We start from the raw sequence: 23,018 nt of genomic DNA, 5'->3' as shown, positions 1-23,018 counted from the left end.
GGCGGGTGCGGTGCGGGCACAGTTGCTACAGCGACCCCGCACGCACCGAGAACGTGTCGCACGCCCCCGCGCCGTTCTGGAACCCGGTGAGGAACCAGCGCTGCCGCTGCTCGGAGGAGCCGTGGGTCCAGGTGTCTGGGCGGATGCCGCCGGTGGATGCCTGCTGGATGCGGTCGTCGCCGACCGCCGAGGCCGCGCTGAGCGCATCCGTGATCTGCGGCTGGGTGATCGGCTGCAGGAACGGCACGCCGTTCTCGTCCTTCGTGCTGGACGCGGCAGCCGCCCAGGAGCCGGCGAAGCAGTCGGCCTGCAGCTCCAGCCGCACGCTGTCGGAGGCGGCGCCGGTGGCCCTGCTGGGGTGCGCATCCATGATCCCGCCGATGTTCTGGATGTGGTGACCCCACTCGTGCGCGACCACGTACATCTCGGCCAGCGGCCCTCCGCTCGACCCGAAGCGGCTGCGCAGCTCGTCGTAGAACGCCGTGTCGACGTAGATGGTCTCGTCCGGCGGGCAGTAGAACGGGCCGGTCGCGCTCGACGCCGTGCCGCACCCGGTGCTGGTCTGGCCGGTGAACAGGACGAACTGCGGCGACGAGTACGTGCCGCCGAGGGCGGGCATCTCGGTCGCCCAGTACGCCTCGATGGATGCGGCTGCCCCCTTCATCCTGCAGTCGATGTTCGCGTTCGCGTCCGCGCCCGTCAGGCAGTCGGTGAGCTCGGCTCCTGTCCCGATCTGCTGGGTCTGGCTCTGCGGGGCACCGCCGTCGACGAACGCGCTGAGGTCCACCCCGAAGAGTTGCGAGACGAGCAGGACGACGATGGCCCCCAGGCCGACGCCGCCCGCGGCGATCCCGGCCGTGCGGCCACGTCGCTTGGCCTTGCCTACGCTGATGTCGGCGTTCGGGTTGAAGGTCATGCCCGACACGGTAGTACGGCTCCGCGCCCCGTCATAGGCTGGCGGCATGAGCGCCGACAGCACAACAGAGACCACGGCAGGCAGCACCGCACGCACGCCCGTCACCGTCACCGTCACCGGGGCGGGAGGGCAGATCGGCTACGCGCTCCTGTTCCGCATCGCATCAGGGCAGCTGCTCGGGCCGGACGTCCCCGTGCGGCTGCGGCTGCTCGAGATCCCGCAGGGCAGGGCCGCTGCGGAGGGGACGGCCCTCGAACTCCAGGACGGCGCGTTCCCGCTGGTGCACGACCTGACCGTCACCGAGGACGCCACCGCCGCCTTCGACGGCGTCAACATCGCGCTGCTCGTCGGGGCTCGGCCGCGCGGCCCCGGCATGGAGCGCGCGGACCTGCTGCAGGCGAACGGCGCCATCTTCGGGCCGCAGGGCGCGGCGATCAACGCGGGCGCAGCATCCGATGTGCGCGTGCTTGTGGTGGGCAACCCGGCCAACACGAACGCGCTGATCGCGAGCTCCCATGCTCCCGACGTGCCGGCCGACCGGTTCACGGCGATGACGAGGCTCGACCACAACCGCGCCGTCGCACAGCTCGCGGTGAAGCTGGGCGTGCCCGTGTCCGCGATCGACGGCGTGATCGTGTGGGGGAACCACTCGGCCAGCCAGTACCCCGACCTCAGTCACGCCACCGTGAACGGCCGGCCGGCGACCGAGCTGGTGGACGAGGAGTGGCTGGCGAACGAGTTCATCCCCAGGGTCGCCAAGCGCGGCGCCGAGATCATCGAGGTGCGCGGATCGTCGAGCGCTGCGTCGGCGGCGAGCGCCGCGATCGACCACGTGCGCGACTGGGTAGACGGCACAGGGTCGCGCTGGACGTCGGCCGGTGTCGTGTCGGACGGGTCGTACGGCGTGGACGCCGGGCTGATCTCGTCGTTCCCCGTGCGCTCGGTCGACGGCGCCTGGCGGATCGTCGACGGTCTCGACATCGACGCGTTCTCCCGCGACCGCATCGACGCCTCCGTCGCCGAGCTCCGCGCCGAGCGCGACGCCGTCCGCTCTCTCGGCCTCCTCTAGCCTCCCCGCCCGGCCCCGCCCCAAGCAATCGAGCCGGGACTTGTGCACACCCGACCACGGCGTGTCGCGTGCATAAGTCCCGGCTCGATTGCTTGGGGGCGGGGGTCAGCGCTTGGGGGACTTGAGGGACTTTTCGGGGGTGGGGGCGGTGCCGGAGGCGCGCTGGGCGGCGTAGTAGTCGCGGGCCTCCGCCTGGCGGGCGGCCTCTGCACCGGTCGCGATCTTGGCGCGGACCAGCTCTGGGCCGTAGCCGAACGCATCCACCAGGTCGACAGCGTGCGGCCGGATGCGCGTGAGCAGCCGGTCGATGTACGCCGTCACGGCCTGCGCGCGCTGCGGCGACAGGCGACCGTGGATGAGGTACCAGGCCAGGTGCTTCTCGATCAGTCCGAAGCCGAACAGGTCGCGCAGCCAGGTGAGCACCTGACGGGTGCCTGCGTCCGGCGCCTTGTCGAGGGCGTCGGTGAATGCCTCCCACTGCAGCAGCTCCGCGTGGGCACGGGCGGCCTCGATGAGCTCGTTCTGCTGCGAGTTGAACAGGTCGGCAGCGGCCTTCTTGCCCAGCTTGGATGCCGGCCGCAGCTTGCCGGCGACCTCGCTGATCATCGACTCCACCCTGTCGGTGAGCAGTTCGCGCTGCGTGCTCGGCTCCTGTAGCCAGTTGACGGAGCGGCCGGTCGAACCGAAGTCCTTCACGGTCTGGGCGACGGAGCGGAGCCCGGAGCCGTGATACGCCTTGCCCGCTGCCTGGGTGACGACGTAGCGGGCGAGCGCCCCGGCGTCCGCCTTGGCGAACTTGCGCGAGAAGTCGGTGAGGAGACGCTTGGCGACGAGCTGCAGCAGCACGTTGTTGTCGCCCTCGAACGTGACGTAGATGTCGAGGTCCTGACGCAGCGAGGTGAGCCGGTTCTCCGTGAGGAAGCCGGAGCCTCCGCAGGCCTCTCGCGCCTCCTGCAGGGTGTCGAGCGCGTGCCAGGTGGACAGCGGCTTGAGCGCCGCCGCGATGGTCTCGAGGTCCTGGCGGTCGGTGTCGGAGTCTGCTCGTCCGCTGAACACGTCGTCGAACTTGTGCAGGAACACCTCGTGCGCGAACCCGGCGGCGTACGTGGTCGCCAGCAGGGGGAGCAGGCGGCGCTGGTGGCGCTGGTAGTCGAGGATGACCTCCTCGTCCGTGTCGCTGCCGGCGGTGAACTGGCGGCGCTCGTTGCCGTAGGTGATCGCGATCTTGAGAGCGATCTTGGCGGCGTTCACGGCCGAGCCGTCGAGGGAGACGCGACCCTGCACGAGCGTGCCGAGCATGGTGAAGAAGCGGCGGCCCGGGCTGCTGATCGACGACGAGTACGTGCCGTCCTCTGCGACGTCACCGTACTTGTTCAGCAGATCGGTGCGCGGCACGCGCACGCCGGTGAAGTGCAGCCGGCCGTTGTCGATGCCGTTCAAGCCGCCCTTGAGACCGTCGTCCTCTCCGCCGACGCCGGGCAGGAACGCCCCGTCCGCATCCCGGATCGGAACGTAGAACGCGTGAACGCCGTGGTTGACGCCCTTGGTGATGAGCTGGGCGAACACGACAGCGGCGATGCCGTCCTTCGCCGCGTTGCCGAGGTAGTCCTTCCACGCCCCGCGGAACGGGGTGTCGATGACGAACTCCTGCGTCTCCTCGTCGTAGGTGGCCGTGGTGGCGACGCTCGCGACGTCAGAGCCGTGCCCTGTCTCCGTCATCGCGAACGCGCCCGGCACGTCGAGGGACATGATGCCCGGCAGGTACTTCTCGTGGTGCGGGGCGGTGCCGAGCTGCAGCACGGCGGCGCCGAACAGCCCCCACTGCACCCCCGACTTGATCTGGAGCGACGGATCGGCGGCGACCAGCTCCTCGAAGCCGGCGATATTGCCGCCGTTGTCCTCCTCGCCTCCGACGCTCTTCGGGAACGCGCGGTGCACCTGGCCGTTCTCCACGAGCAGCTTCAACTGCTCGAAGGTGCGGGCGCGCTGATCGTCGAGGCTGAGCCCCTCGACCTTCTGCATCTCCGGACGGCTCGACAGCTCACGCGACTTGAGCCGGATCTCCGCCCAGTCCCCGAGCAGTTGGCGCCCGAGCGCCTCCACGTCGATGCGCGCCCGCGCGTCACCGGGCGGGGTGGTCGTCGATCGGGTCTCCGCCAGGGAGGCGGACGGGGTTTTCTTCGTCGGAGGCGTGCGCTCGGCGGTATCGACCATCAGGGTTCCTCTTCGCTCTCGTGCGGGATATCGTCACGCTACGACGCACATCCGGGTTCGCGAAGTCAGCGGTGCGCGGCCTACAAACCATTCCCGGATGCACGCCGGACGGTTTGCGGAATGCTCCAATCGCGGGGGTGGTGAGTGTGCCCCTGTCCACAAGTACGACAGGCACGGCGAGCGAAGGCGGATGGCATGGGCGAGCACACGGCACGGGTGACGCGGACGCTCGGGGCGGATCGGGAGCGGGTCTGGCGGGCGTTCGTCTCGCAGGAGGAGCTGGCGTCGTGGTTCTGGCCGCCGAGATTCCAGACCGTCGCGACCGTGGATGCGACGGCGGGGAGCGCGTGGAGCATCCGGTCCGCGCCGACCGCGATGGGCGCATCCGGCGTGGTGGTGGAGGCGGACGAGCCGTCGCGGATCGTGCTCACCTGGCGGTGGGACGGCGAGGACGACGAGACGCGGGTGACGGTGGGATTCGCGGAGGCGGCAACGGAGTCGGCACCCGGGGCGGAGCGGGTTTCAGTCCCCGGCACGGTCCTCACCGTCGTGCACGACGGCTTCGGCACGGCCGAGGCGGCCGCCGACCACGTCGAAGGCTGGGAGGACTGCCTGGCCCGTCTCGGTGTGCACTTCGACTCCCAAAGGAACGTTTGACAGTTCCACCGGCTCCCGCCACACTGGGACCGTGACGGAACAGACCACACCGACGCGCGAGCGCGAACCGCTGGACCTGCGCGACCTGCGCGTGCTCGCGCATCCCCTGCGGTTGCAGTTGCTCTCGCTGCTCGGCGGCTCGGCACTGAGCGCTGCTGAGGCGGCCCGCGAGCTCGGTGAAAGCCAGGCGAACGTGAGCTACCACCTGCGCCGCCTGCACGAGGCAGGACTGGTGGATGTGGTCGAGGAGGTGGCCATCCGGGGCGGCAAGGCGAAGCGCTACCGGCACGATCCGGCCAGCGGCGAAAGACTCGGGATGTCCGGGGCGCCCGAGCTGTTCGTCGCGATGAGCTCTGAGCTGGCCAGGAGAGCGGCACTGCAGGCGCCTGGCACGCGATTGACGTTCACGGACGCCGAGTTCTTCATCGACGAAGCGGCATTCCACGAGGTGGAGGGGCTGGTGCGGCAGGCGGGCATCTTGCTCGCCGACGCCGCGCAACCGGCGGGAACGCCCGGCACCCACAGGGTCGCCGCGACGCTGGCGCTGTTCGAGCTGGTGGCAGGGGCCAGCGCGGCGAGTGGTTCCGGCGTATCCGGCGCGTCCGGAACATCCGGCGCATCCGCTGCATCCGGAGCGGCATCGTGAAGCGCGAGTCGTACGCCGACGTCCTGCGCATCCCCGGCGCGGCCGCGCTGTTCGGCTCCGCGCTGATCGGGCGACTCGCGTTCGCGACCGTCTCGCTCTCGCTGCTGCTCAGCGTGCAGGCGGCGACGGGCACGTTCGCTGCCGCCGGCGCGGCGACGGGTGCGTTCGGCGTCACCAACGTGATCGCTTCGCCCGCCCGTGCGCGCGCCGTCGACCGGTTCGGGCCGACACGCTCGCTGCTGGTCATGGGCGTGCTGTTCGCCGCATCCCTTGTCTCCACCGCGATCGGCTGCCTCGCGGGCGCCCCGGCGTGGCTGCTGATCGGCCTCGCCGCCGTCGCCGGCGTGTTCGCGCCCCCGCTCGGCTCGACCATGCGCGTGATGTGGGCCGCGATCGCACCGGACGCGCGCATCCTCCCCCGCGCATACAGCCTGGATGCAGTCGCAGAGGAGCTGCTGTTCACCACCGGCCCCCTGCTGGTCGGCCTGATCGTGCTCGTCGCGAGCCCGGTGGCGGCGCTGTTCACCACCGCCGGCGTCGCGTTGGCGGGGACCGTGCTGTTCTGCCTGCACAGGCACGTACGCGCGAAAGGCCCGGCGACCACCACGGCGCACGCCCACGAACGTCCGCTGCGGCAGCGCGGGTTCCCGACGGTGCTGGTCGCGCTGACCGGTGTCGGCCTGGTGATCGGCACCGTCGAGACCGCGGTCCCTGCGTTCGCGGCCGAGCGGTCGATGGCGGCGGTGTCCGGCATCCTGCTCGCCCTGCTCGCCGCGGGAAGCGCCGTCGGCGGACTCGTCTACGGCCACCGCACCTGGAAACCAGCGCTCGCGATCCGGCTGGTGGTGCTGAGCATCGCGTTCGTGGCGGTGAGCGCCATCGCCGCGCTCGCGCCGGAGCAGATCACGCTGGGGGTCGTCCTGTTCGGGCTCGGCCTGTTCCTCGCCCCCACCGTCATCACGGCGTACCTGCTGGCCGACGCACTCACCGCAGAACACGTCCGCACGGAGGCGACCACCTGGACGAACACCGCCGTCAACTTCGGCGTCGCGGTCGGCGCTGCGGTGGCCGGTCTGCTGGTCGACCACGCGGGAACGACCACGGCGTTCGCGGTCGGCGCGGCCGTCGCCGGGGTCCTCGTGCTGGCGGCAAGCACGCGCACCCGCACGCTGAAGGAGGCGAGCACGCACCCCGTACATTCGGGCGGCCAGGTGGATACGGTCGGCCACGTGGATGCGGTCGGCCACGTGGATGCGGTCGGCCACGTGGATGCGCATCCCATCGCCGAGGAGGACGGGACCACCCCCACCGCGGCCTCCGCCCCGGGCGAGCTGCCCGCATCCCGCGGCAGTGTCGAAAACTGACCAGCTGACGAGATGCCAGTAACTGTCGCGAAACGCCCGGGATGCGCGACAGATGCTGGCATCTCGTCGCTCGCCGCGCGTGCGTTGGATGCACGAACGCCCTGAGCCGAAACCGGCTCAGGGCGTTACGTTTCCGGCGTGGGACGTCAGGCAGCGCGACGCGACGCGTCGCGCCTGGCGTGCTGCGCGGCAGGGCGCACGGGGGCGCTGAGTGCAGCGCGGGCCGCCGCGGAGCCGCGCAGTTCGATCACCGCACCCTGCTCCACCTGCGCGTCGCGCTCGATGCGCGCGCCGTTGCCCACCATCACCGCTCGGCCGAGCTTGGCGTTGCTGCCGATGCGCACGCCGCTGCCGATCACGGAGCCGGCTCCGATGTGGACGTTGGCGCCCACGAACGTGCGGTCCCCGACCGTCGCGCCTGTGTCGATCCAGCTTCCCGCTCCGACGTATGCGTCGAGTCCGACACGGGCGTCCTTCTCCACGTATGCGGTCGCGTCGATGAACGCGGACTCCGCCACACGCGCAGTCGGTGCGACTAGGCCCCGCCCGTTGGCGTGCCTCTTGTACTTGATTACGGCGCCGGTCTCATCTTCGAGCTCTTCGATCATTCGTGCCATCGCGTCCTCCTTCGAGATCGTCGCAAATGTCCATATTTCGATAACGCGAGACGGGGGAAAAAGATTCCCTGATCGTCCCGCAGAACCGTGACGGTACACCGTCGTTTTCGTTACATCCACCCCGTACTTTTCGGGGCAAGATCGAGGTATGGCCGAACACAGCATCCTGTACCTCCCCGACGCGGCGGCCTGGCGCGCGTGGCTGGAGCAGCACCACGACACCGAGGTCGGCGTCCGGCTCGCCATCGCGAAGAAGAACTCGGGCCATTCCAGCCCGACCTACGCGGAGGCGGTCGACGGAGCGCTCTGTTTCGGCTGGATCGACGGGCGGCGCAACAGCCTGGATGAGACACACTTCCTGCAGCTGTTCACGCCCCGCGGGGCACGCAGCATCTGGTCGCAGCGCAACCGCGAGCTGGTCGCAGCGCTGATCGAGTCGGGGGCGATGACCGACGCAGGGATGCGCGAGATCGAACGCGCGAAGGCGGACGGCAGGTGGGAGGCGGCATACCAGCGCCAGTCGGACAAGACGGTGCCGGACGACCTCGCCGCGGCCATCGCCGCCAATCCTGCGGCGGCGGCGTTCTTCGAGACGCTGAGCGGGCAGAACCGGTTCGCGATCATCTTCCGCACCACCACGGCCAAGCGGGCGGACACGCGCGCCCGCCGCATCGCTGCGTTCGTCGACCAGCTCGCCCGCGGAGAGACCATCCACTGACGCGACATGCGCCGCACCCGCACCCGCACCCAGCGCGACTCGATGGATGCGCGTCATCCGCCGTTCGCGCGCCGTTCACCGCGCGTTCCCGTTGCGTCACGAAGCTGCGAGTGTTCGCATCTTTGCCGGGTCGCCGCGTCGTCAGCGCCGCATCTACCCGGTCGGCGCACCGCATCCACCGGATCGGCAGCCTGCGATGCGCGCGCTCCCCCGTCGTCGCAGAAGGAGAACACGCTTGCGCACTCATTGGCGAGGAACGGTGGCGGCCCTGGTGGCCGCAGCGTTCGCCACAGCTTCCCTGGTCGCAGGAGCGGCCCCGGCGTCGGCGGTCCCTGCGCCGTCGTCCGTCGTCATCAACGAGGTCGAGTCGAGCGGGGGAACCCCCGGCGACTGGATCGAGCTCATGAACACCGGCAGCACGGCGGTCGACCTCGCCGGCTGGTCGCTGCTCGACAACGACGACACGCACACCGCCGTCCCGCTTCCCTCCGGCTCGACCATCGCGGCCGGCGGGTTCTTCGTTGTTGACGAGTCCACCCTCGGCTTCGGGCTGGGCGGAGCGGACTCCGCCCGCCTCTACGACCCGTCGCACGCCCTGATCGACACGTACAGCTGGACGGCGCACGCCACCACGACGTACGGCCGCTGCCCGGACGGCACGGGCGCGTTCACCACGACCACGTCGTCGACGAAGGGCGCCGCCAACGACTGCAGCGTTCCCGTCGCGATCAACGAGGTCGAGTCGAACGGCGACGCGACGGACTGGATCGAACTCATCAACAACGGCGCAGCGCCGGTCGACCTGTCCGGTTACATCCTGCGCGACAACAAGGACAGCGACGCGTTCCCCATCCCGGCAGGCACCGTCGTCGCGGCCGGCGGGTACTACACGGCAGACGTGGATGCGGAGTTCGGCCTCGGCGCCGCCGACTCCGCCCGCCTGTTCGCACCGAACGGCACCACGCTGATCGACTCGTACGAGTGGACGGCCCACGCGGCCACCACATACGGTCGCTGCCCGAACGGAACAGGCGACTTCGCCACCACCGCCGCCTCGACCAAGAACGCTCCGAACGCCTGCGCGGGCGACGTGCAGCTCACCCCGTGGCCTGGCGGCTCGACCGTCGCGACGGCCGACGACGCCAACCTGCTCGGCGGCAACATGAGCGGCCTCTACTACCAGGCGTCCGGCACGAGCGCGCCCGGCGTGCTCTGGGCCGTGAAGAACGGACCAGGCACGCTCTACCGCCTGCTCTGGAACGGCACGGTCTGGGCTCCGGACACCGCGAACGGCTGGGGCGCGGGCAAGGCGCTGCACTACGCGGACGGCACGGGAGACCCCGACTCGGAGGGCGTCACCATCGCGGGCGCCGGCCCTGACGGCGGCATCTTCGTCTCCACCGAGCGCAACAACTCCAACAACGGAGTGAGCCGCCCGGCGATCCTCCGGTTCGACGCGAACGCCGCGGGAACCAGTCTGAACGCCACCGCCGACTGGAACCTCACCGCCGACCTGCCCGTCGTCGGTCCGAACCTGGGCCTCGAGGCCGTCACCTGGATTCCGGATGCGTACCTCACCGCCCACGGCTTCGCCGACCAGCACACAGGCGCAGCATACGACCCCGCGTCGTACCCCGGCCACGGCGACGGCCTGTTCTTCACCGGGCTGGAGGCGAACGGCGACATCTACGCGTACGCGCTCGACCAGTCCGGCACCGGATACACGCGCGTCGCGACGATCTCCAGCGGCATGACCGGCGTGATGGAGCTCCAGTTCGACCAGGAGACCCAGAAGCTCTGGGCGGTCTGCGACGACACCTGCAACGGTCAGCACGAGACGCTGACCATCGCATCCACGGGGGCGGACGCCGGCGACTTCACGGTCGACGCGACGTTCGCGCGCCCGGCCGGGATGCCGAACCTCAACAACGAGGGCTTCGCGATCGCCCCGCAGGCGGAGTGCGTCGACGGCCACAAGCCGGTGATCTGGTCGGACGACACGAACGACGACGGCCACGCACTGCGCACCGGCACGATCGAGTGCACGGTCGTGACGGAGCCCGGTGGACCCGGCGAGCCCGGTGGACCCGGCGAGCCCGGCGGACCCGGCGAGCCTGGCACGACCCCGGCGACCGTGACCCTCTCGGCCGGGACCGTCGCCGTCGGCGGTCAGGTGAGCGTCGACGCGTCCGGCTTCACGGCGGGCGAGACCGTCGAGGTGTGGCTGCACTCCACGCCGGTGAAGCTGGCGACGCTGACCGCGTCCGGTGCCGGCACGATCAGCGCGACGGTGAGCATCCCGAGCAGCACGCCTGCCGGCACGCACACCGTCGTGGCGACGGGCCTGACCTCGGGGGTCACCGGCTCGATCGCCATCACGGTGACCGCAGCCGCCGCCCCGGGCGGCACGGACCCTGGCACCACACCGCCCGGCACGACCCCGCCCGGCACCACGCCGGCAGGCACGACCCCGGCGGACAACACGCCGGCCGGGCTCGCCGCGACGGGCTCGTCGGTGACGGTCCCGCTCCTCGCCGCCCTCGCGGCCGCCATCGTGGGCGCAGCAATGCTGCTGCTCAGGATGCGCCGCCCGGCCAGCCAGAAGTAGGGCCCAGCCAGAAGTAGCACTCAGCAGGAGAAGTCCCGCGCCACGCCGTTGCCGCCTCCGTTCCGACGGAGAACGCAGCGGATGCGGCGCGGGACTTCCTGCGTTAGGGGCGGGCGGGGGATGGGGCGGCTACGCCGACGCCACCACTTCGAGCAAGGCCTCGCCGTATGCCTCGCGCTTCTTGGCGCCGATGCCGGTGATGCCGTCCAGGTCGCCGAGGGTGGCCGGCTTGGCCGCGGCGACCGCTCGCAGGGTGGCGTCTCCGAAGACGATGTATGCGGGCACGCCCTGCGACCGCGCGGCCTCTGCACGCCAGGCGCGGAGCGCCTCGAACAGCGGGTGGTCTGCCGGTTCGAGGTCGGCGACCGCTGCCGCGGAGCGGGAGGCGCGGGCGGGACGCTCAGGGCGATCCGGCTCGCGGCGGAGCACGACGGGACGGTCGCCTGCCAGCACCGCTGCGCTCTCCGGCGTGATCGCGAGGACGCCGTACTCGCCCTCCGGCTTGAGCAGTTCCTGCGCGATGAGCTGGCGGATGACACCGCGCCACTGGCTCTCGCTCAGGTCGGCGCCGATGCTCCACGTGGCGAGGGCGTCGTGACCGTACTGGTCGACGCGGGGGGTGCGCTTGCCGCGCAGGATGTCGACGAGGTGACCTGCGCCGAACTGCTGGTTGCGCTCACGCTTCAGTCGCACCACCGTCGAGAGCAGCTTCTGCGCGGGGACCGTGCCGTCCCAGCTCTCCGGCGGCGTGAGGCAGGTGTCGCAGTTGCCGCACGGCTCCGCGCGCTGACCGAAGTAGTTGAGGAGGTTGACGCGGCGGCACTGGACCGTCTCGCAGAGAGCGAGCATCGCATCCAGGTGCTGCGTCATGCGGCGGCGATGGGCGAGGTCGCCAGGCGAGTCGTCGATCATGCGGCGTTGCTGCACCACGTCTTGCAGGCCGTAGGCGAGCCAGGCCGTGGACGGGAGGCCGTCTCGGCCGGCACGGCCGGTCTCCTGGTAGTAGCCCTCGACCGACTTGGGGAGGTCGATGTGGGCGACGAACCGCACATCCGGCTTGTCGATGCCCATGCCGAACGCGATGGTGGCGACCACGATCACGCCCTCCTCGCGGAGGAAGCGGGCCTGCGTCTGGGCGCGCAGCCGCGCATCCAACCCGGCGTGATACGGCAGGGCGTTGAGGCCGCGGGCGCTCAGGAACTCCGCCGTGCGCTCGACCGTGTTGCGCGACAGTCCGTAGACGATGCCTGCGTCGTTCGGGTGCTCCGTGGTGATGAAGTCGAGAAGCTGCTTGCGCACCTCCACCTTGGGAACGATGCGGTACTGGATGTTCGGCCTGTCGAAGTCTGCGACGAACTGCGCGGCCTTCTGCATCCCGAGCCGCTCGGTGATCTCGCGGTGCGTCGCCTCCGTCGCCGTGGCGGTGAGGGCGATGCGCGGGACGTCCGGCCAGCGCTCCCCCAGCTCGGACAGGGCGAGGTAGTCCGGCCGGAAGTCGTGGCCCCACTGCGACACGCAGTGCGCTTCGTCGATGGCGAAGAGGGCGATCTTCCCCCCTGACAGGAACCGCTTGGTCGCCTCGGACGACAGGCGCTCCGGCGCGACGTAGAGCACGTCGAGCTCGCCCGCCAGGTACGCGTTCTCGACCCTGGCGCGCTCTGCCTGGTCTTGCGTGGAGTTGAGGAACGCAGCGCGCACGCCGACCGCCGTGAGCGCATCCACCTGGTCTTGCATGAGCGCGATGAGCGGAGAGATGACCACACCGGTGCCCTCGCGCACGAGCGACGGGATCTGGTAGCAGAGGCTCTTGCCTCCACCCGTCGGCATGAGCACCACGGCGTCTCCGCCTGAGACGAGCTGGTCGATGATCTCGGCCTGCTCCCCGCGGAACGAGTCGTAGCCGAACACCGTGTGCAGCGCCTCGGCCGGGCTCGCGAACTTGGCCGTGGATGCGCGGAGTTCGCGCCGTACAGCCGTTGCGGTCGCCGCGCCGCGCGATGCCGGCGTGGCGGAACCCGGAACAGCGCCGGCGTCGCCGAAGTCGACAGCCCCGCCCCGGTACGCGTCGTCCGGAGGGAACAGCTCCTCCTGGTCGCTCGGGTATTCCGGGAACGGCGGCTCATCGTCGGCCGGGGGCGCGTCTCGCTCGTCGGGCTCCCAGGGGTGTTCCGCGTTCCAGCTCATCCCTCGATCGTAACGAGCGGGACCGACGAATACCTGGCCGTCCCCGATCTGTGGAGAACGGCCGAGCACGCGCGACCTGTGGACGGGTACCATCAGCGACATGCGCCGATTGATCGTGACCGAGTTCATGACCCTCGACGGCGTCGTCGAGGCGCCGGGCGGGGAGCCGACGCATCCGCACGCCGGATGGACCATGCCGTACGGCACGGACGCCCTGTACGCGTTCAAGCTGCGCGAGACGATGGAGGCGGAGTCCCTTCTCCTCGGACGCAAGACCTTCGAGGGTTTCCGTGCCGCGTGGCCGGAGCGCGACGGCGAGTTCGCCGACAAGATGAACGCGATGCCGAAGCTGGTCGCCGCGAAGGGCACGGGCGACCTCGGCTGGAACGCCACGCGCATCCACGGGGATGTGCGGGTAGCCGTCGCCGACGCGAAAGAGGGAGACGGCGGCCCGATCCTCGTCGCAGGCAGCGCCACCCTCGTGCGCTCGCTGCTGGTCTGGGGGCTCGTCGACGAGTTGCGCCTGCTGACCTATCCGGTGATGGTCGGAGGCGGCCTGCGGATCTTCCCCGACGACAGGGAGAAGTGGTCGTTCGAGCTCACCGAGCTGGAACGGTTCGACAGCGGCGCCGTCCTGCACGTCTACCGCCTCGCAGGGAGCTGATGCTCACCGCCGTCCTCGGGCTGGTCGGGGCGTTCGTCTACGGCTCTGCCGACTTCCTCGGCGGGATCGCCGCACGCAAGATCAGCGCGATCAAGGTCACAGCGATCGGCGCCCTGTCCGGGCTGGTGCTCTTGTTCGTCGCTCTGCCGTTCGCCGGAGGGGAGTGGTCGGCCTCCGCTATCGGCTGGGGCGCGCTCTCCGGCGTGACAGGCGCTGTCGCCATCTCGCTGCTCTACGCCTGCCTCGCGATCGGACCGATGAGCATCCTGTCGCCGCTGACCGCCGTCGTCTCGGCCGTCGTGCCGATGACGTGGGGACTGATCGGGGGCGAGCAGTTCGCGCCGATCGGGTACGTCGCCCTCGGCCTCGCGCTGGTGGCTGTGGTGTTCGTCGGGTTCGTGCCGGAGAAGGGCGCCGTGCGGCCGAGTCTGCGCGGCATCCTGATGGCGGTGGGCTCCGGCGCGATGATCGGCGCGTTCCTCATCATCATCGACCAGACGCCCGACTCGTCCGGGCTCGTGCCGCTGGTGCTGAACCGCGCCGTGAACGGCGTGATCATGCTGGCGGTGGTCGGGGTGCTCGCGCTGCGTTCACGGCGGGTGCACCAGACACAGTCCCGCGCATCCGCCTGGCTTCCCGGGCTGCCGTTCGCCATCGCCTGCGGGGTGCTCGACGCTGCGGCGAACATCGTCATGCTGTTCGGGCTCCGCCTCGGCGACCTCGCCGCGTTCTCCGTGCTGATCGCGCTGTATCCGGCGGGGACCATCGTGCTCGCCGCCATCGTCCTCCGGGAGCGCATCGCGCCCATCCAGTGGGTGGGGCTGGCGCTCGCCGTCGCGGCAGCCGGCATGCTCGCTATCGCCTGAGCGCGCATCCTTCACTAGTGTGAACAACTGGAAACACGAGGGGGCTGACATGACACAGCACGATCCGGCCGACGATCTGGAGAACAGCCGCGAGCACGTCGGAGACATGAGCCAGGCGGTTCAGGACTTCGCCAGCGAGCAGGAGGGCTACCACAAGAGCCTCAAGCCCCGGCAGGTGCAGATGATCGCCATCGGCGGCGCGATCGGCACCGGCCTCTTCCTCGGGGCAGGCGGCCGCCTCGAGCAGGGCGGCCCGATCCTGGTCTTCGTCTACGCGCTGTGCGGGTTCTTCGCCTTCCTGGTGCTGCGCGCGCTCGGCGAGCTGGTGCTGCACCGGCCGTCGTCCGGCTCGTTCGTCTCGTACGCCCGCGAGTTCTACGGCGAGAAGATGGCATACGTCGCCGGGTGGATGTACTTCCTCAACTGGGCCATGACGGCCATCGTCGACTCCACCGCCATCGCCCTCTACGTGAAGTACTGGAGCATCTTCTCCGCAGCGCCGCAGTGGCTGCTCGCGCTGATCGCCCTCGTGGTGGTGGTCAGTCTCAACCTCATCTCCGTGAAGGTGTTCGGCGAGATGGAGTTCTGGTTCGCGTTGATCAAGGTGACGGCGCTGGTGCTGTTCCTCGTCGTCGGCATCGTGGTGCTCGCGTTCGGCTGGCCGACCGACCAGGGGCCGACCGGGATCGCGATGCTCCAGGCGAACGGCGGCCTGCTCCCCCACGGCTTCGCGACCATCGGCATGGCGATCGTGCTCGTGCAGGGTGTTGTCTTCGCGTACGCGGGCGTCGAGCTGGTCGGCATCGCCGCCGGTGAGACGGAGCACCCGGAGAAGATCATGCCGCGCGCCATCAACAGCGTGGTGCTGCGCATCGCGGTGTTCTACTGCGGATCTGTCCTGCTGCTCGCCCTCCTGCTCCCCTCCGATGTCTACAGCGGAGACGAGAGCCCGTTCGTGACCTTCTTCAGCCACCTCGGGTCTCCTGAGCTGAGCGCTGTCATCGGCTCCGTGATGAACTTCGTCGTGCTCACGGCCGCCCTTTCCAGCCTCAACGCCGGGATGTACTCCACGGGGCGCATCCTCCACTCGATGGCGCAGACGGGAGCGGCGCCGACCTTCACCGGCCGGATGAACAGGCGCGGCGTGCCGTACGGCGGCATCCTGCTCACCGGCTGCATCGGCGTTCTCGGGGTCTTCCTCAACCTGATCGTGCCGGAGGAGGCGTTCAACATCGTGGTGAACGTTGCATCGCTCGGCATCGTGACGAGCTGGGGGATGATCGTGATCTGCCAGATGCAGCTGCGCCGGTGGGCGCTGCAGGGCAAGCTGGAACGACCGGCGTTCCGGCTGTTCGGGGCGCCGTTCACCGCGTACCTGACCCTGGCGTTCCTCGCGGCCGTGCTGGTGCTGATGGCGTTCGACTACCCGACGGGGACCTTCACCATCGCCTCGCTCGTGATCATCATCCCGCTGCTGGTGATCGGCTGGTTCGCGAGCCGCACCAAGATCCTCGCCATCGCGCAGCAGAGGCAGGGATACACGGGCGCGCATCCGGTGATCGCCGCGCGTCCCGGCTTCGACTCCGCCAAGCGTCCAGAGGACGATGAACCGCACTGACCGGCTGTACGCGCTCGTGGAGGAGCTGCGCGCGGTGTCGCCGCGGCCCAGGAGCGCCAGGTGGCTGGCCGAGCGGTTCGAGGTGAGCTCGCGGACGATCGAGCGCGACCTGTCCGCCCTGCAGCAGTCCGGCGTCCCGATCTGGGCCGAGCCAGGGCGCACGGGCGGCTACTCCATCGACCCTTCCCACACCCTCCCGCCGCTCGGCCTCACCCCGGATGAAGCGCTCGCGGTCACGGTCGGGCTCGGGATGCTCGCGTCGAGCCCGTTCCGCGAGGCTGCGGCGTCCGCCGTGCGCAAGGTGACCGCTGTGATGGATGCGCGCAGTCTGCAGACGACCGCGGAGCTGGCAGCGCGCATCCACTTCCTCGACGACGGCCAGGCACGGGATGCGCCTGCCGCGCTCGGCGGCGTGCTCGGCTCCGGCCGGGTGCTCACCATCGCGTATCGCGACCGGTCGGGGGCGGAGACGGTGCGCGACGTGGAGCCGCTCGGCTACGTCGGCAAGGGGACGGACTGGTATCTGATCGCGTGGTGCCGGCTGCGCGCGGGGGTGCGGGCGTTCCGCGGCGATCGCATCGTGAGCGCGGAGGCGACGGGCGAGCGGGCGCCGCAGCGGGAGCTGCGGCCGGAGGACCTGGACATCGCGTACGGAGAGCTGCGGGCGGTGAGCATCGGGCGGTGAGCATCGGGCGGTGAATCGCTAAACACCGACAGGACGGTGTCGCGCACGGGTTCGAGCATGGGGTCAGCGGGCGGAACGGCCGCCCGAACCCTCCGAAAGGACCACCGATGGACTTCGCCTCGATCAGGATCATCACCGACGACGTCGACCGCCTCGCCGGCTTCTACGAACTCGTCACCGGCTCGGACGCTGTGCGGCCGGCGCCGGTGTTCGCCGAGTTCCGCACACCGTCGGCGACGCTCGCCATCGGCAGCACCGCCACCGTCGCCATGCTCGGCGAGCGCGCCCCGAAACCGGGAAGGAACGACTCCGTCATCGTCGAATTCCTCGTGGCGGACGTGGATGCGGAGTTCGCCAGAATCCGCACATCCATCGGCGACGGCGCCGACATCGTGCTGGAGCCGACGACCATGCCGTGGGGCAACCGCTCTGCGCTGATCCGCGACCCGGACGGCAACGTCGTCAACCTGTTCTCCCGACCGGCGGCGCGCTTGTAAGGCAACCCTTACCCATCTACGCTGGTGGGGACATGAAGAACACCAGCACCCGACTCCTCCTCACCTGCGCCGCGATCGGTGTCGCCGGTGGCATCGTGTTCTCGATCAGCGCTTACATCTCCGGCACGCTCGCCGCTGCTGCTCCGATGTTCTACGGCGCTGTGATCGGCGTGTACTTCCTGCCGGGCGTCATCGCGCAGGCGCTGCTGCGTCGCGGAGGAGTCGCCTTGATCACCTCGGTGATCGCCGGCCTGGTGTCCGTGCCGTTCCAGCCGATCGGGTTCGCCGCCGTGATGGCGGCGGGGTCGATCGGGCTGCTGCAGGAGCTGCCGTTCGCGGTGACGCTGTATCGCTACTGGCGGGCGTGGCTGTTCTACGCCGCCGTGACGATCGCCGGGCTGGTGTTCGGGATCGGGGTGTTCGTCGCGCAGGGCGCCGAGCAGACGCAGCCCTGGGTGCAGGTGGTGCACATCGGGCTGTTCGTGGCGTCGCCGATCCTGTTCACCTGGGCCGGCCGCGCCGTCGCTGCGGGACTCGACCGTACGGGCGCCGGGCGCGGCCTGCAGCTCCCGATCGTGCGCACCAGGCGCGGGCGAGACGGCGGCGCCGGCTCCGATGCGCTGCCCATGCTCGCGGCGCCGACGTTGCAGCCCTGAACGCCGTGGCCGCCATTCCCGCGCCGCTCTCGGTGCGCGGGGTGCGCATCCGGCACGATGGCGCAGACCAGTGGACGCCGGACGGCGTGACGTTCGATCTCGCACCGGGCGATGTGCTGCTCGTGCTCGGCCCGAGCGGCTGCGGCAAGTCGACGCTCGCGCTCGCGCTCAACGGGCTGGTGCCTCACGCGGTGCCCGCGAGCCTCGACGGGTCCGTCAGGGTGGCGGGCGTCGACACCGCGGACGCCAGGGTCGCCGAGCTGAGCGAGCACGTGGGCACGGTGTTCCAGGACCCGGATGCGCAGCTGGTCACCGCGACCGTGCTCGACGAGGTCTGCTTCGGCCCGGAGAACCAGCTGGTGCCCCCGGTTGCCGTGCTTCAGCGCGCTGAAGCGGCGCTGCGGGCGGTCGGGCTGTGGGAGCGCAGGGCGGACAACCCGGACACGCTCTCCGGCGGAGGGAAGCAGCGCCTTGCGATCGCCTGCGCCCTGGCGCTGGAGGCTCCCGTGCTCGTGCTGGACGAGCCGACCGCGAACCTCGATCCTGCGGGCGCGGAGGAGGTCTACGCGGTGCTCGGTGCGTTGACCGGCCCTGGCTCGACGCGGTCGGTGGTGCTGGTGGAGCACAACCTGGATGCGGCACTGCCGGTGGTGGACACGGTGCTGGTGCTCGACCGTGACGGGCGGCAGGTGGCGCACGGCCCCGCCGCTGAGCTGTTCCGGGAGCGTGCGGAGGAGCTGGCTGCGCTGGGCGTGTGGCTGCCGGTCGCGACGCTCGCCGGGCTGCGGCTGCGGGATGCCGGGTGGGCGGTGGAGCGACTGCCGGTGACGATGGAGGAGCTGGCGGAGGTCGCGGCCGGGCTGGGCGTGGTGGTGGAGGCGAGGCCGGATGCGGGTGGCCGCGCCGCCGACGCTGCGGCCGCCGTAGAGGTGCGCGACCTGGAGGTGCTGCGCGGCAAGCGGGTGGTGCTGCGGGACGTGAGCCTGCGGGTCGGGCGGGGCGACTTCGTCGCCGTGCTCGGGGCGAACGGGGCAGGGAAGACGTCCCTGGTTCAGGCCATCGCCGGTGTGGTGCGGCCGCCACGTGGGACGGTGTCGGTCGGCGGGGTCGACCCTGCGCGGGCGAGCGTCGCAGCGCTGACCGCCGCCGTCGGCTTCGTGTTCCAGAATCCCGAGCACCAGTTCGTGGCCGACTCTGTCGAAGACGAGCTCGCGTACGATCTACGGGTTCGGCGCATCCCTGCCGACGAGATCAGCCGCCGTGTCGACGCGATGCTCGACACTCTCGACCTCTCCGGACAGCGCAATGCGCATCCGTACCTCCTCTCCGGCGGTCAGAAGCGACGGCTCTCGGTCGGGACCGCGCTGATCGCCGGAGCACCCGTGCTGGTGCTCGACGAGCCGACGTTCGGGCAGGACCGAGCACGCGCCACCGAACTGCTCGGGATGCTCGCCCGCCTCAACGACGCAGGGACCACGGTCGTCATCGTCACCCACGACCTGCAACTCGTCGCCGAGTACGCCACCCACGCCGCGGTGCTCGCGGACGGGACGCTCGCCGCATACGGCCAGACCGCGGACATCCTCGGCGACGTCTCTCTGCTGGAGCGCAGCGGACTCCGGCAGCCCCCGCTCGCCGCCGCCCTCGGCGGGGTGCCCGGCTGGGGCCACGTGACCAGGCTGGCCGATCTTCCGGGCAGAAACGAGCGCGACGCCGAACCCGACAGCGCTGGGACAGACGGGCGCGAGGCCGACGGCGCAGGGAGGGGCCGCGCATGACCTTCCTCTCCCCCGACCCGTACGGCACCTCCGCGCCAGTGCCCCGCTCCCGGTTCCTGCACCACCTCAACCCGTTGGCCAAGGTCGCCGCCGTGCTTCCGGCGTGGGTGGCGCTGCTGTTCACGCGCGACATCATCACGCCGCTCGTGTTCGTCGTGCTCGGCGTCGCGCTCATCCTGGTCGGCGCTCGGCTGCGGCCGGCGATCGTCGTCGGCCTACTCGTCGTGCTCCCGGCGATCGTGCTGGTGATGGCGGTGAGTTTCGGATTCTGGACAGACGCATCCAGGGTCGCGGACCAGCGCATCCTGTTCTCGATCGGGGCGTACGACTACACGGTCGGCGCGCTCGCGGTGGGGCTGGCGACCTCGCTGCGGCTCGGCGCCCTGGTGACGCTCGCACTGGTCGGCGGGCTGACGACCACGGGTCCCGACCTGGCCCGCGCGCTCGTGGCGCAGCTCCGCATCCCGTACCGGATCGGGTACACCGCCATCGCGGCCTACCGCTTCCTGCCCCGGTTCGGCAGCGAGCTGATGCTGATCAGACAGGCGCAGCGGGTGCGGGGCGTGGCGGGTGGATGGGGTCCCATCGCGGCCGTCCGGCGCGCATTCGCCGCCGTGGTGCCGCTGCTGGCGTCGTCGATCCGGCACGCGGAGCGCATGGCGCTGGCGATGGAGTCGCGGGCGTTCGGTGCGCATCCCACCCGAACCGAGCGGACGCCGTCGCGCTGGCGGGTGCGGGACTCCGTGTTCGTCGCTGTCGCCGTCCTCGTCACCGTGGCCGTCTTCGCGCTCTGAGTCGCGACACCCGTCGCACGATTCGTGCCGAACGGGCGGTTCAGGTACCCGCGACCGCACAAATCGCACGAGTCGTTTCGCGCGGCTCCCTAGGACACGTGCGCGGCGGACTCCAGGGCCGGCAGCGCCGCGGCGAGCGCCGCGACCTGCTCAGGCGTCAGCTCGGCGAGGATCGACTGCACCGTGCGGGCTCGGTCGGAGCGGGCGCGCAGCAGGAGCTCGATTCCGTCCTCCGTGCCGCTGACGAACGAGGAGCGGCCGTCGTCAGGGTCCGGTTCGCGCTGGACGAGCCCTCGGGCCTCCAGGTCTGAGACGACGCGGGTGATGGTCGGGGCGGCGACCACCTCGATGGCGGCGAGCTCGCCCGGGCGCAGCGGCCCACGGCGCACGATCGTGGACAGAGCGGAGAGCTGGCCGTGGCTCAGGTCGCCGGTGGATGAGCGCATCCTGCGGTTGAGGCGGCCGACGGCGAGCGCCAGTCGTCCGGCCAGATCGTCGTCCTCGAGCGAGGAGCGGCCGTCTCCGACGTCGCCGTCTGTCACCGTGAACGCTCCTGAACGCTATGCGCGGCTCGCACCGACTTCCTCGCCTTCTTCGCTGATCGCCTGCGATTCGGCGATCTTCTCCTCATGAACATACTTGCCGCCGCCTGCGAATGAGGCGATAGCTCCGATGATGCTCATCACGGCGGCCGCGACGAACACGACCACCAGGCCGTCGTGGAACGGTCCGGAGATGAGTTGAGGGAAGAATTCCTTGCCGGTGAGGGTCGCCGCATCCACGTGGGGGCTGCTGAGGACGCCGGTCGGCCCGAGCAGACTGGCGATCGGGTTGTAGCCGAGGAACGCGGCGAACAGGCTGCCGACCGGGGGCGTCGCACCGATCTGCGTCGCGACAGCGTGCGGCACGCCGTGGGTGGTGAGCCCGTTCGTCAGCGCGGTCGGGAGGGCGACGGACAGGCCGGCGATCATCAGCGAGAAGAAGATTCCGATGGACAGCGAGCTTCCCGCGTTGAGCGCGACGCCCGCCATCCCGGATGCGGCCCCTCGCTCGTTCGCCGGCACGCTGTTCATGATGGCGGTGCGGTTCGGCGACGAGAACAGGCCGGAGCCGATGCCGTTCAGCCCGGTGAGCACGGCGAACTGCCAATACTCGAAGTTGACGGGGATGAACAGCAACCCGATGAACGTCAGAGCGACCAGGGAGAGACCGACCGTCGCGAACGCGCGGGAGCCGAACCGATCGGAGAGCGCGCCGGAGATGGGGCCGGCGATGAGGAAGCCGATCGTGATCGGCAGCATGTAGATGCCCGCCCAGAGCGGCGTGGACTCATAGCTGTAGCCGTGCAGTGGCAACCAGATGCCCTGCAGCCAGATGATCAGCATGAACTGCAGACCGCCTCGACCGATCGCGGCGAGGAACCCGGCGAAGATCCCCGACGAGAACGACCGGATGCGGAACAAGCGCATGTCGAACATCGGCGACTTCACGCGCAGCTCGATCAGCACGAACGCCACCAGCAGCAGGATGCCGCCGATGATCGCGCCGAGCACCCACGGGTTGCCCCAGCCCTGCGAGCTGCCGCCGTATGGCTGGATGCCGTACGTGATGCCGGTGAGCAGGGCGATGAGGCCGACAGCGAAGGTGGCGTTGCCGAGCCAGTCGATGCGGCCAGGGTTCTTCTGGCCGACCTCGTGCAGCGACTTGTACGACCAGATCGTGCCGACGATGCCGATCGGCACCGACACGAAGAACACGGCCCTCCAGTCGATCTCGGCGAGGATGCCGCCGACGATCAGACCGATGAAGCTTCCGGCGATGGCGGCCACCTGGTTGAGGCCGAGGGCGAACCCGCGCTTGTTGGCGGGGAACGCATCCGTGAGGATGGCGGTCGAGTTCGCGAACAGCGCTGCTCCGCCGATGCCCTGCACGAACCGCCAGACGATCAGCCACATGGCGGCCGGTCCCCCGGTGAACGGGTCGAGCGAGAGCGCGATGGCGGCGACGGTGAAGATCACGAACCCGGCGTTGTAGATCTTGACCCTGCCGTACTGGTCGCCCATGCGCCCGAACATCACGACGAGCACGGCCGTGACGAGCATGTAGCCCATCAGCATCCAGAGCAGGTAGGAGACGTTGCCCGGTTCGAGCGGGTTGAGCTTGATGCCGGTGAAGATGGCGGGGAGGGAGATGATGACGATCGACGAGTTGATCGTCGCCATGAGCATCCCGAGGGTGGTGTTGCTGAGCGCGACCCACTTGTAGTGCGGGTGGTCCTTGCTGAACATGCCGGTGCGAGGCAAAAGAGTGCGTCCTTCGAGTTGGTTTATATGCATTAACTATATAACTCGATGGATGCGCGTGGAAGCGCCCGAAAATGCTGCCCGATTATTATTTGCGAATTCTCGCGACATGTGCGAGCGTAAAGGCAAATAATTTTCCGCACGAGAAGGAAGCCTCTGCGGTA

General features: G+C 70.0%; 20 protein-coding genes. 14 read left to right on the top strand and 6 right to left on the bottom strand.

The genetic code is table 11. The features are described from left to right. Nucleotides 1-25: 25 nt before the first annotated feature. On the bottom strand, nt 26-916 hold the full coding sequence (locus tag ASE16_RS18605) for a neutral zinc metallopeptidase (protein WP_055898632.1): 891 nt from the start codon (nt 914-916) through the stop codon (nt 26-28). 46 nt (nt 917-962) lie between these two features. On the opposite strand from ASE16_RS18605, the gene ASE16_RS18600 reads away from it, so the two are divergent. Beyond that, on the top strand, nt 963-1,985 hold the full coding sequence (locus tag ASE16_RS18600; RefSeq protein WP_055898630.1) for a malate dehydrogenase: 1,023 nt from the start codon (nt 963-965) through the stop codon (nt 1,983-1,985). A gap of 105 nt (nt 1,986-2,090) precedes the next feature. Here ASE16_RS18600 and ASE16_RS18595 read toward each other — a convergent pair whose 3' ends face one another. Then, complete coding sequence (locus tag ASE16_RS18595; protein WP_055898628.1) at nt 2,091-4,199, bottom strand: acyl-CoA dehydrogenase; 2,109 nt, start codon at nt 4,197-4,199, stop codon at nt 2,091-2,093. Nucleotides 4,200-4,394: 195 nt separating this feature from the next. Between ASE16_RS18595 and ASE16_RS18590 the strand changes: the two genes are divergently transcribed. The 3 genes from ASE16_RS18590 to ASE16_RS20205 are packed head-to-tail and all read left to right on the top strand — an operon-like array spanning nt 4,395 to nt 6,866. Further along, complete coding sequence (locus ASE16_RS18590; RefSeq protein WP_055898626.1) at nt 4,395-4,856, top strand: SRPBCC family protein; 462 nt, start codon at nt 4,395-4,397, stop codon at nt 4,854-4,856. A gap of 31 nt (nt 4,857-4,887) precedes the next feature. Beyond that, the gene (locus tag ASE16_RS18585) at nt 4,888-5,502 is read left to right on the top strand and encodes an ArsR/SmtB family transcription factor (protein WP_235500640.1); all 615 of its coding nucleotides are present in this window, start codon (nt 4,888-4,890) and stop codon (nt 5,500-5,502) included. After that, the gene (locus ASE16_RS20205) at nt 5,499-6,866 is read left to right on the top strand and encodes an MFS transporter (protein WP_055898624.1); all 1,368 of its coding nucleotides are present in this window, start codon (nt 5,499-5,501) and stop codon (nt 6,864-6,866) included. The genes ASE16_RS18585 and ASE16_RS20205 overlap by 4 nt, the downstream gene beginning before the upstream one ends. A gap of 146 nt (nt 6,867-7,012) precedes the next feature. Here the strand turns inward: ASE16_RS20205 and ASE16_RS20200 are convergent, their stop codons facing one another. Then, the gene (locus ASE16_RS20200; RefSeq protein ID WP_235500638.1) at nt 7,013-7,483 is read right to left on the bottom strand and encodes a DapH/DapD/GlmU-related protein; all 471 of its coding nucleotides are present in this window, start codon (nt 7,481-7,483) and stop codon (nt 7,013-7,015) included. A 148-nt stretch (nt 7,484-7,631) separates the two neighbouring features. Here ASE16_RS20200 and ASE16_RS18570 point away from each other — a divergent pair, with 148 nt between their 5' ends. Both ASE16_RS18570 and ASE16_RS19905 read left to right on the top strand, forming a co-directional pair. Beyond that, complete coding sequence (locus ASE16_RS18570) at nt 7,632-8,201, top strand: YdeI/OmpD-associated family protein (protein WP_055898621.1); 570 nt, start codon at nt 7,632-7,634, stop codon at nt 8,199-8,201. A 235-nt stretch (nt 8,202-8,436) separates the two neighbouring features. Beyond that, the gene (locus ASE16_RS19905; RefSeq protein WP_162255992.1) at nt 8,437-10,809 is read left to right on the top strand and encodes a lamin tail domain-containing protein; all 2,373 of its coding nucleotides are present in this window, start codon (nt 8,437-8,439) and stop codon (nt 10,807-10,809) included. A 129-nt stretch (nt 10,810-10,938) separates the two neighbouring features. Here ASE16_RS19905 and recQ read toward each other — a convergent pair whose 3' ends face one another. After that, nucleotides 10,939-12,993 (bottom strand): DNA helicase RecQ, encoded by a 2,055-nt coding sequence (recQ, locus tag ASE16_RS18560; protein WP_055898618.1) that lies wholly within the window; start codon nt 12,991-12,993, stop codon nt 10,939-10,941. Between the two features lie 100 nt (nt 12,994-13,093). Here recQ and ASE16_RS18555 point away from each other — a divergent pair, with 100 nt between their 5' ends. The 8 genes from ASE16_RS18555 to ASE16_RS18520 all read left to right on the top strand — a co-directional run bounded on the left by ASE16_RS18555 (nt 13,094) and on the right by ASE16_RS18520 (nt 20,551). Further along, the gene (locus ASE16_RS18555) at nt 13,094-13,657 is read left to right on the top strand and encodes a dihydrofolate reductase family protein (RefSeq protein ID WP_055898615.1); all 564 of its coding nucleotides are present in this window, start codon (nt 13,094-13,096) and stop codon (nt 13,655-13,657) included. Next, nucleotides 13,657-14,523: an EamA family transporter gene (locus tag ASE16_RS18550; protein WP_055898612.1), complete on the top strand. Its 867-nt coding sequence runs from the start codon at nt 13,657-13,659 to the stop codon at nt 14,521-14,523. Before ASE16_RS18555 ends, ASE16_RS18550 begins: the two co-directional genes overlap by 1 nt. Before the next feature lie 49 nt (nt 14,524-14,572). Next, nucleotides 14,573-16,141, top strand: coding sequence for an amino acid permease (locus tag ASE16_RS18545; protein ID WP_082581576.1), 1,569 nt, complete (start codon nt 14,573-14,575; stop codon nt 16,139-16,141). Then, nucleotides 16,128-16,826, top strand: a complete 699-nt coding sequence (locus tag ASE16_RS18540) for a helix-turn-helix transcriptional regulator (RefSeq protein WP_055898610.1) — start codon at nt 16,128-16,130, stop codon at nt 16,824-16,826. The genes ASE16_RS18545 and ASE16_RS18540 overlap by 14 nt, the downstream gene beginning before the upstream one ends. Before the next feature lie 107 nt (nt 16,827-16,933). After that, complete coding sequence (locus ASE16_RS18535) at nt 16,934-17,323, top strand: VOC family protein (protein WP_055898608.1); 390 nt, start codon at nt 16,934-16,936, stop codon at nt 17,321-17,323. 32 nt (nt 17,324-17,355) lie between these two features. Beyond that, entirely contained in the window at nt 17,356-17,979 is a 624-nt protein-coding gene (locus ASE16_RS18530; protein ID WP_055898604.1) for an ECF transporter S component, read from the top strand. A gap of 5 nt (nt 17,980-17,984) precedes the next feature. Next, complete coding sequence (locus tag ASE16_RS18525; RefSeq protein ID WP_082581575.1) at nt 17,985-19,757, top strand: ABC transporter ATP-binding protein; 1,773 nt, start codon at nt 17,985-17,987, stop codon at nt 19,755-19,757. Next, nucleotides 19,754-20,551 carry an energy-coupling factor transporter transmembrane component T family protein gene (locus ASE16_RS18520; protein ID WP_055898601.1) on the top strand — a complete coding sequence of 266 codons (798 nt, stop codon included), beginning with the start codon at nt 19,754-19,756 and terminating at the stop codon, nt 20,549-20,551. Before ASE16_RS18525 ends, ASE16_RS18520 begins: the two co-directional genes overlap by 4 nt. A gap of 89 nt (nt 20,552-20,640) precedes the next feature. Here the strand turns inward: ASE16_RS18520 and ASE16_RS18515 are convergent, their stop codons facing one another. Both ASE16_RS18515 and ASE16_RS18510 read right to left on the bottom strand, forming a co-directional pair. Then, a complete protein-coding gene (locus ASE16_RS18515; protein ID WP_055898599.1) occupies nt 20,641-21,093 on the bottom strand; it encodes a MarR family winged helix-turn-helix transcriptional regulator in 453 nt (150 codons plus the stop codon). An 18-nt stretch (nt 21,094-21,111) separates the two neighbouring features. After that, nucleotides 21,112-22,839, bottom strand: a complete 1,728-nt coding sequence (locus tag ASE16_RS18510) for an MFS transporter (RefSeq protein ID WP_235500636.1) — start codon at nt 22,837-22,839, stop codon at nt 21,112-21,114. Between the last annotated feature and the right edge of the window lie 179 nt (nt 22,840-23,018).

Source organism: Leifsonia sp. Root227 (assembly GCF_001428745.1).
GTDB lineage: Bacteria > Actinomycetota > Actinomycetes > Actinomycetales > Microbacteriaceae > Leifsonia.
Note: the sequence above shows the minus strand (reverse complement) of the source record. Positions and strands in the feature narration are given on the sequence as shown.

Coding starts and splice junctions, on each gene's coding strand:
- ASE16_RS18530 (WP_055898604.1), top strand. CDS start 17,356: ATGAAGAACACCAGCACCCGACTCCTCCTCACCTGCGCCGCGATCGGT.
- ASE16_RS18550 (WP_055898612.1), top strand. CDS start 13,657: ATGCTCACCGCCGTCCTCGGGCTGGTCGGGGCGTTCGTCTACGGCTCT.
- ASE16_RS18570 (WP_055898621.1), top strand. CDS start 7,632: ATGGCCGAACACAGCATCCTGTACCTCCCCGACGCGGCGGCCTGGCGC.
- ASE16_RS18555 (WP_055898615.1), top strand. CDS start 13,094: ATGCGCCGATTGATCGTGACCGAGTTCATGACCCTCGACGGCGTCGTC.
- ASE16_RS18545 (WP_082581576.1), top strand. CDS start 14,573: ATGACACAGCACGATCCGGCCGACGATCTGGAGAACAGCCGCGAGCAC.
- ASE16_RS18540 (WP_055898610.1), top strand. CDS start 16,128: ATGAACCGCACTGACCGGCTGTACGCGCTCGTGGAGGAGCTGCGCGCG.
- ASE16_RS18595 (WP_055898628.1), bottom strand. CDS start 4,199: ATGGTCGATACCGCCGAGCGCACGCCTCCGACGAAGAAAACCCCGTCC.
- ASE16_RS18590 (WP_055898626.1), top strand. CDS start 4,395: ATGGGCGAGCACACGGCACGGGTGACGCGGACGCTCGGGGCGGATCGG.
- ASE16_RS20200 (WP_235500638.1), bottom strand. CDS start 7,483: ATGGCACGAATGATCGAAGAGCTCGAAGATGAGACCGGCGCCGTAATC.
- ASE16_RS18535 (WP_055898608.1), top strand. CDS start 16,934: ATGGACTTCGCCTCGATCAGGATCATCACCGACGACGTCGACCGCCTC.
- ASE16_RS18510 (WP_235500636.1), bottom strand. CDS start 22,839: ATGTTCAGCAAGGACCACCCGCACTACAAGTGGGTCGCGCTCAGCAAC.
- ASE16_RS18605 (WP_055898632.1), bottom strand. CDS start 916: ATGACCTTCAACCCGAACGCCGACATCAGCGTAGGCAAGGCCAAGCGA.
- recQ (WP_055898618.1), bottom strand. CDS start 12,993: ATGAGCTGGAACGCGGAACACCCCTGGGAGCCCGACGAGCGAGACGCG.
- ASE16_RS18600 (WP_055898630.1), top strand. CDS start 963: ATGAGCGCCGACAGCACAACAGAGACCACGGCAGGCAGCACCGCACGC.
- ASE16_RS18520 (WP_055898601.1), top strand. CDS start 19,754: ATGACCTTCCTCTCCCCCGACCCGTACGGCACCTCCGCGCCAGTGCCC.